This window comes from Nocardia pseudovaccinii NBRC 100343 (assembly GCF_001613225.1).
Taxonomy (GTDB): domain Bacteria; phylum Actinomycetota; class Actinomycetes; order Mycobacteriales; family Mycobacteriaceae; genus Nocardia; species Nocardia pseudovaccinii.
Genome location: NZ_BDBY01000356.1, coordinates 1 through 8,084, shown reverse-complemented (window position 1 = coordinate 8,084; position 8,084 = coordinate 1). Strand labels below are relative to the sequence as shown.

Below are 8,084 nucleotides of genomic sequence, written 5' to 3'. Positions count from 1 at the left end.
GGTGGCGATTCCGTTCACCGTGCTAGTGAGCTTTACGCTCAACATTCTGCTGCGCGAAATCGGCGCCGCGGATCTCAGCGGCGCCGGTGCGGCATTCGGTGCGGTCACCCAGGTCGGGCCGATTGTCACAGTGTTGATCGTGGCGGGCGCAGGCGCCACCGCGATCTGCGCGGATCTCGGGGCGCGAACCATTCGCGAAGAGATCGATGCGATGCGGGTACTCGGTATCGACCCGGTGCACCGGCTGGTGGTGCCGCGGGTGCTGGCCTCGATGTTCGTGGCATTGATGTTGAACGGCCTGGTGTGCACCATCGGCATCGTCGGCGGCTTCCTGTTCTCGGTGCTGCTGCAGGACGTGAATCCCGGCGCTTTCGTCAATGGCATCACGCTGCTCACCCATCTGCCCGAGCTGGTCATCTCCGAAGTGAAGGCCGGTTTGTTCGGGCTGATCGCCGGACTGGTGGCCTGTTATCTCGGCCTGAATGTCAAAGGTGGTCCCAAGAGTGTCGGTGATGCGGTGAATCAGACCGTTGTCTTCGCCTTTATGGCCCTGTTCGTGGTGAATGTCGTGGTCACCGCCGTCGGTATCAAGTTCGCGGCGCGGTGAGGCGATGGCATTCGTAATCCAATCCCGCTTCCCGCGTACCGTGCGGCGAGTGCGTCGCTTTTCGAATTCGCTCGATTCGCTGGGTAAACATGCGGTGTTCTACGCGCAGACAATCGGTTCCATCCCGCGCGCACTGATCTACTATCGCACCGAGACCATTCGTTTGATCGCCGAAATCAGCATGGGCACAGGCGCTTTGGCGGTAATCGGCGGCACGGTGGTCATCGTCGGATTTCTCACGCTGTTCACCGGCGGCACCATCGCGGTGCAGGGTTACAGTTCGCTCGGCAATATCGGCGTCGAGGCGCTGACGGGCTTCTTCGCGGCATTCATCAATGTGCGCATCGCGGCGCCGGTGATCTCCGGAATCGGTTTGGCCGCAACCATCGGCGCGGGTTCGACCGCGCAGCTGGGCGCAATGCGGGTGGCCGAGGAGATCGACGCGCTCGAGTCCATGGCGATCCGGCCGGTGCCGTATCTGGTGGGCACCCGGGTGCTCGCAGGCATGATCGCGATCGTGCCGCTGTACGCGCTCGCGGTGATCTGCTCGTTCATCGCCAGCCGATTCGCCACGGTGGTCATCTATGGGCAGTCGGCGGGCGTCTACGACCACTACTTCTCCACCTTCCTGATCCCAAGCGACATCCTCTGGTCCTTCGCCCAGGCGATCTTCATGGCCTTGGCGGTCATGATGATTCACACCTACTACGGCTACAACGCCGCGGGCGGACCGGTCGGCGTCGGGATCGCGGTCGGCAATGCGGTGCGGGCCTCGCTGGTCGCGGTGGTCACGGTGACACTGCTGATCTCGCTGGCCATCTACGGCACCTCCGGCAACTTCCATCTCTCCGGGTAGAGCGGTATGGCAACGAAGCAATCGGGAAGCGGCCCAAACACTTCCGCCTGGGCCGCGGCACTGCGCGGTGGGCTCGGGCTCAAGCTCGCCGGGCTCGGCATGGTGATCGCGCTGGTTGCGGTCGTGTCCATCGCGATGGTCATGTTCTTCGGCGGATTCACCAAGACGGTGACCGTCACGGTGGACGCGCCGCGCAGCGGCCTGGTGCTCGATCCCGACGCCAAGGTGAAGATCCGCGGTGTGGAGATCGGCCGGGTCTCGGAGATCGAGCAGACCGCCGACGGTGCGAAGCTGACGCTGGCGATGGATCCCGAACTGCTGAAAATGGTTCCGTCCAATGCGACCGTGGATATCAAGTCCACCACCGTATTCGGCGCCAAATACATCAATTTCACCGCGCCGGACCAGGCTTCGTCGACCCCGCTGAAGCCGGGATCGACCGTGACGGCCGAATCGGTGACCGTCGAATTCAATACGCTGTTCCAGCATCTGACCGATGTGCTGCAGAAGATCGAGCCGGAAAAGCTCAATGCCACACTGTCGGCGCTTGGCACCGCGCTCCAGGGGCGCGGCGAGAAGCTCGGTGATCTGCTCGCTCGCAGCGATGCCTACCTGCGCGATATCAATCCGAGTCTGCCCGCGCTGCAACGGGATCTGGTCTCCTCGACCGGCGTCACCAATCTGTATGCCGACACCGTGCCGGATCTGCTGCGCACCACCGACAACGTGACCGTGACGGCCAAAACGCTCGTCGAGGAGCAGGAGAACGTCGATGCGATGCTGGCCAACCTCATCGGATTGGCCGATACGACCGGCTCGGTGCTGCACGAGAACGAGCAGCCGCTGGTGACGGCGCTGGATCTGCTGCGTCCGACCACCCAGCTGCTCGACGACTACAAGCCAGCGCTGTACTGCCTGGTCGTCGGCCTGGCCAATGTGCTCCCGATCGGTGAGGACATCTTCGGCGGACGGTTCGACGCGGTGCCGCTGAACGCGAGTTTCATGCCGGGCGCCGATGCCTACCAGTACCCGCAGGATCTGCCGAAGGTGAATGCCACCGGCGGGCCGCACTGCGAGGGCGTGCTGGATCGGGTGCCCGACAGCCATGCGAACTTCGTGGTCACCGATACTTCCGAGGGCCATGTGTGGACCCCGTCGACGACGACACATCTGAACGGGCCCAAGGTGTTCCAGTTGCTGTTCGCCGGATTGCCGGGGGTGGGGCAGCTGTGAAACCGCGCGCGACAACCGTCAAGCTGACGATCTTCACACTGGTGATGGCGCTGGTTTTGGCCGGACTGGTGGTGGTGTTCAGCCAGATGCGCTTCGCCAGGGAGACCGGCTATCACGCGGTCTTCACCAACTCCTCCGGCATGCTGGACGGTGCCAAGGTTCGAATCGCCGGTGTGCCGGTGGGTTCGGTGACCGGGGTGCATGTCGGCAAGGACAATCTCGCCCACGTCGATTTCGATGTGGACAGCAAGTACCGGCTCTACACCAGCACCAAGGCGACCATCCGCTACGAAAACCTGGTCGGGGACCGGTATCTCGAACTGCTGGAGGGGCCTGGCTCCGCGAAGGTGATGTCCAAGGGCAGCACTATCGGCCTCGATCGGACCTCGCCCGCACTCGATCTGGATATGTTGCTCGGCGGCTTCAAACCGCTGCTGCGCGGCCTCGATCCGGCTCAGGTCAATGATCTGACCGAGGCGCTGCTCCAGGTTTTCCAGGGGCAGGGCGGCACGCTCGTCGCGCTGCTGAACAGTTCCGGATCGTTCGCCAAAACCCTCGCCGATCGAGATGCGTTGATCGGCAGCGTGATCGAGAATCTGAAGACCGTGCTCGCCACGATCGATGACCGCGATCAGCAGTTCGCCACCACACTCGAGGAATTGCAGCGGCTGGTCAGCGGTTTGGCCGCGGACAAGGATCCGATCGGCGCCGCGCTGCCGCGGATCGCCGGTGCGACAGGGGATCTGACCGATCTGCTGCAGCAGGCCCGGCCGGATCTGAAGACCACCATCGAGCAGACCGGCACCGTCGCCGCGACTCTCGACGACGGCTCCGACACCGTCCAGTGGGTGCTCGACCGGCTGCCCGAAACCTACAAGAAGCTGGTCCGGATCGGTTCCTACGGTTCGTTCCTGAATATGTACGTGTGCGGCACGAACTTCATTGTCGACGGGCCGGACGGCAAGCCGATGCACATCACCCTGCCCGGTATGCAGACGACGGGAAGGTGTGCGAAGAGCCGATGAAGGAAACTCGATCACGCGCGGTCTCGCTCGGCATCATCGGCATTGTCGTCGCGACCACGGTCTCACTGTCCGCACTGCAGGTCGACCGGCTGCCGTTCATCCGCTCCGGCGCGACCTACACCGCGTACTTCGCCGATGCGGGTGGACTGGTTCCCGGTGACAATGTGCAGGTCGCCGGTGTGAAGTCGGGACGCGTCGAGCAGGTGAAGCTGGACGGTGCGAAGGTCTACGTCCGGTTCACGCTGGACGAGGGAATCGTGCTTGGCAATAAGACGAGTGCCGCCATCAAGACCAATACGGTGCTCGGCCGCAAATCGCTCGAGGTGACTCCGTCGGGCAGCGGTTCGACCCGGACGAACGACACGATTCCGCTGGACCGCACCACCTCGCCGTATTCGCTCACCGACGCGCTCGGTGATCTGACGAATACCGTCAAGGGCCTGGACATGGACCAGGTCAACCGGACGCTGGACGCGCTGTCCACGACCTTCGCCGATACTCCGGCCCCGCTGCGGTCGGCACTCGACGGCGTCACCCAGCTTTCGCGCAGCCTGAATGCCAGGGACAAGGCGCTGACCGAGTTGCTCGGCCGGGCGCAGAACGTCACGAAGGTGCTCGCCGATCGCAGCAATCAGATCAACGCGCTGCTGGTCGACGGCAATGACCTGCTCGGCGAATTGGATCGGCGGCGCGGCGCGCTCAGTCAGTTGATCGTGTACATCAACGGGCTGGCCCAACAGCTGACCGGCCTCGTCAACGACAATGAGGCGCAGCTGAAACCCACACTGGACCGGCTGAATTCGGTGCTCGCACTGCTGCAATCCAATAAAGACAACCTGTCGAAGGCACTCGATGGCCTCGGCCCGTTCTCGGCCGCGCTCGGTGAGCAGGTCGGCAGCGGTCCGTACTTCCAGGCGTATGTCTCGAACGCGACCACGCGTGGCCTGCAGATCCTGGTCGACGCGCTGGTGTGGCCGCAGCATGTGCCGGACTCCTTCCGCGCATATCTGACCGACCCCGCGTTGCCGTCGATCGAGCCCGCGATTCAGGAGCCGCCGCGATGAATGCATTGCGCACTGTTCGTTCGGCACCGCGGTGGGTGCGGCTGCTCGCGCTGGTCGTCATCGCCGCGCTGGTGATCGCAGGCGGGTGGTCACTGATATCGCGGATCGGAAAGACCTCGATCACCGCGTATTTCCCGTCAACGACCGGCCTGTACGCCGGTGACGAGGTGCGCGTGCTCGGGGTCAGGGTCGGCCGGATCGACTCCATCGATCCCGGTAAAGACCAGGTCCGGGTCGCGATGACACTCGATCGCGGCATCGAGATCCCCGCGGACGCCAAGGCGGTCATCATTTCACCGTCGCTGGTGTCGGCGCGATTCATCCAATTGGCCCCGGCCTACACCGGCGGGCCGAAAATGCACGACGGCAGCGTGATTCCGATCGAGCACACCGCGGTTCCGGTCGAATGGGATGACATCAAGGCCGAATTGTCCAAGCTGGCGACGACATTGGGTCCGGTCGGCGACGATAAGCAGGGTTCGTTCGGGCGGTTCGTGAATACCGCCGCCGACAATCTCGGCAATGGCAATGCGGAGGCGTTGCGCGATACCCTGCGCGAGCTGTCGCACACGCTGAGTACGTTGTCGGACGGGCGCACCGATCTGTTCGGCACCATCCGCAATCTGCAGCAGTTCGTGGATGTGCTGTCCAAGAGCAACGATCGGATCGTGCAGTTCGGCGGTCGGCTCGCCTCGGTCTCGTCGGTGCTCGCGAACGTATCCGGTGACCTCGGTACCGGACTGGACAATCTCGACATCGCCGTCGGTGATGTGCAGCGGTTCATCCAAGAGCGCGGCGGGGCGCTGACCGAGGGTGTGCAGCGGCTGGCCGAGGTGACCCAGATCCTCGCGGATAAGCGGCCCCAGCTCGAACAGGTATTGCATGCCGGGCCGACAGCTCTGGCGAACTTCTATCAGATCTACGATCCCGCGCAGGGCAGTCTCACCGGCGCCGTCGTCGGGACGAACTTCGCCAACCCGTTCGCCTTCCTCTGCGGCGCGGTAGAGGCGAACGATGCGAATGGTTCAGATCAGAGCGCCGCCCTGTGCCGACAGTATCTGGCGCCGGTCATTCAGCAGCTCATGATGAATTACCCACCGCTGCTTGTTAATCCGGTCTCCAATCAGACCGCATTCCCGCATCAGCTCGTCTACAGTCCGCCGAGTCTGGCCGCGCGCGGGCCGAGTGATTCGGTGCCGCAATCGGATCCGGTCACGGTGCCGAACGGTATCGCCGGGCTGGCCATTCCGGGAGGAGGACGATGATGCGCAGGCGAATGGCCGGTGCGGCCATCGGATTGGCCGTTGTGCTCGGAGTCAGCGGCTGCGAGTGGGACGGGCTCAATTCGCTGCCCATGCCGGGTACGGCCGGAAGCGACAACGCCTACCAAGTCGAGATCCAGATGCCCAATGTCACCACACTGACCCGCAATTCGCCGGTCCGCGTGAACGACGTGACGGTCGGCACGGTGTCGAAGATCGAGGTCGAGGGCTGGCACGCGCTGGTCACCGTCTCGTTGAACAACGATGTGAAGCTGCCCGCCAATGCGACCGCCCGAATCGGGCAGACCAGTCTGCTCGGCAGCAATCATCTCGAACTCGCCGCGCCGAAAGATGTTCCGGCACAGGGTGAGCTGAAGAACGGCGATCTGATCCCACTGGATCGGGCCGGTGTCTACCCGACCACCGAGCAGACCCTGTCATCGCTGTCGGTGGTGCTCAACGGCGGCGGCATCAGTCAGCTCGAAACCATTACCCACGAACTCAATGCCGCATTCAACGGTCGCGAGGATGCGATACGGGATCTGCTGCCGCAACTGACCGAGCTGACCACCACACTGGATTCGCAGACCAAGGACATCATCGATGCGATGGGTGGACTGGACCGGTTCGCAGGCACGCTGGCCAAGCAGAAGGATCGGGTGGCCGCGGCGATCGAACAGATCCATCCGGCGCTCACCGTGCTCGCCGATCGGCGCGAGGACATCACGCATACCCTTACCGCCCTCGGTGATCTGAGCGATGTGGTGCAGCGGATCATCGCGCAGGGCGGGGACAATCTGAAGGCGAATCTGGCGAATCTGGCGCCCGTGCTTGAGACGCTGGCCAGCACCGGGAACAGCCTGGTCGAGGTCATGAAGATACTCTTCACCTTCCCGTTCCCGATGAAGAATCTCGATCACGCGGTCAAGGGCGACTACATGAACCTGATCATGACCGTCGACATCACCGGCAAGCGATTGGATTCGAACTTCCTCACCGGCACTCCGCTCGGCGGTCGCTTCGGCGGGGTCGAAGGTGCACTCGGCGGTCTGGCCGGGACGGCGGAGGGCAATAGCAATCCGGCGACGGCACCGCTGCAGTCACCTGGCGCGACTCCGGCTCCGACGCCGAGTATCCCTGGGCTGCCGCCGATTCCGGGTCTGCCCGCGATCCCCGGCCTCACCGTTCCGCCCGCCGGGCAGGAAGGCGCGGGCCGATGAAACTCACGCGATTCGTCAAGATCCAGTTGGCCATCTTCTCGGTGCTGACGGTGATCGGCTTGGTGGTGATGGGCGGTACCTATGTGGGGCTGCCCGCCATGTTCGGTATCGGCCGCTACGAGGTGACGGTCGAACTGTTGGCCACCGGCGGGTTGTATCCGACGGCCAATGTCGCCTACCGCGGCACGAATGTCGGCAAGGTGGAAGAGGTTCGGCTCACCCCGACGGGTGTGGACGCGAAGCTGTCCATCAAGAGCGACTACAAGATTCCGTCCGATGTCGACGCGTGGGTGCGCAGCGTCTCGGCCATCGGTGAGCAGTACGTCGATCTGGTGCCGGTCGCGAATGCCAAGGGCGGCAACCTTTCCGACGGTTCGGTGATTCCGGTGGATCGCACCGAGCTGCCCGAGGATATCGGCACCGTGCTCGATCGCTCCGATCGTCTGCTGTCCAGCATTGCCGATACCAAGCTGCGGCAGGTGATCGACGATGCGTTCAAGGCCTTCAACGGGGCCGGACCGGATCTGCAGAAGTTCATCGATTCCGCATCGCTGCTGGTGCAGGAGGCCCAGGCGAATGCCGAGCCGACCAAGGACCTGCTGGAAAAGATCGGGCCGCTGCTGGATACGCAGAATCGGTCCGATGCGGCGATCCGGTCGTGGACCCAGGACCTGGCGACCGTCACCGACCAACTGCGCGCCCATGATCCGGCGCTGCGGAATGTCATCGAGAAGACGCCCGGCGCGGCACAACAGGTGAGTTCGCTGTTCCAGGACCTGCGTCCGACCCTGCCGATCCTGCTGTCGAATCTGGTCAG

The 8,084-nt window shown here is 63.7% G+C and carries 8 protein-coding genes; all 8 read left to right on the top strand.

Going from position 1 to position 8,084, the window contains the following annotated elements:
- Positions 1–607 (top strand): ABC transporter permease (locus NP3_RS38650; protein ID WP_063046662.1); only part of this gene is annotated, 607 nt, incomplete at its 5' end.
- A gap of 4 nt (positions 608–611) precedes the next feature.
- Positions 612–1,463: an MlaE family ABC transporter permease gene (locus NP3_RS38645; protein WP_040686323.1), complete on the top strand. Its 852-nt coding sequence runs from the start codon at positions 612–614 to the stop codon at positions 1,461–1,463.
- Positions 1,464–1,562: 99 nt separating this feature from the next.
- Entirely contained in the window at positions 1,563–2,696 is a 1,134-nt protein-coding gene (locus tag NP3_RS38640) for an MCE family protein (RefSeq protein ID WP_063046664.1), read from the top strand.
- Positions 2,693–3,721 (top strand): MCE family protein, encoded by a 1,029-nt coding sequence (locus NP3_RS38635; RefSeq protein WP_084509547.1) that lies wholly within the window; start codon positions 2,693–2,695, stop codon positions 3,719–3,721. The genes NP3_RS38640 and NP3_RS38635 overlap by 4 nt, the downstream gene beginning before the upstream one ends.
- Positions 3,718–4,785 (top strand): MCE family protein, encoded by a 1,068-nt coding sequence (locus NP3_RS38630; protein WP_063046661.1) that lies wholly within the window; start codon positions 3,718–3,720, stop codon positions 4,783–4,785. Before NP3_RS38635 ends, NP3_RS38630 begins: the two co-directional genes overlap by 4 nt.
- Positions 4,782–6,050 (top strand): MCE family protein, encoded by a 1,269-nt coding sequence (locus tag NP3_RS38625; RefSeq protein ID WP_063046660.1) that lies wholly within the window; start codon positions 4,782–4,784, stop codon positions 6,048–6,050. Before NP3_RS38630 ends, NP3_RS38625 begins: the two co-directional genes overlap by 4 nt.
- Positions 6,047–7,267 (top strand): MCE family protein, encoded by a 1,221-nt coding sequence (locus NP3_RS38620; protein ID WP_063046659.1) that lies wholly within the window; start codon positions 6,047–6,049, stop codon positions 7,265–7,267. The genes NP3_RS38625 and NP3_RS38620 overlap by 4 nt, the downstream gene beginning before the upstream one ends.
- The coding region (locus NP3_RS38615) for an MCE family protein (protein ID WP_157124841.1) at positions 7,264–8,084 on the top strand (821 nt) is incomplete at its 3' end. The genes NP3_RS38620 and NP3_RS38615, both read left to right, overlap by 4 nt.

Excerpts from the sequence above, each read along its gene's own strand:
- NP3_RS38630 (WP_063046661.1), top strand. The coding sequence starts at position 3,718 with ATGAAGGAAACTCGATCACGCGCGGTCTCGCTCGGCATCATCGGCATT.
- NP3_RS38640 (WP_063046664.1), top strand. The coding sequence starts at position 1,563 with ATGGTGATCGCGCTGGTTGCGGTCGTGTCCATCGCGATGGTCATGTTC.
- NP3_RS38620 (WP_063046659.1), top strand. The coding sequence starts at position 6,047 with ATGATGCGCAGGCGAATGGCCGGTGCGGCCATCGGATTGGCCGTTGTG.
- NP3_RS38625 (WP_063046660.1), top strand. The coding sequence starts at position 4,782 with ATGAATGCATTGCGCACTGTTCGTTCGGCACCGCGGTGGGTGCGGCTG.
- NP3_RS38645 (WP_040686323.1), top strand. The coding sequence starts at position 612 with ATGGCATTCGTAATCCAATCCCGCTTCCCGCGTACCGTGCGGCGAGTG.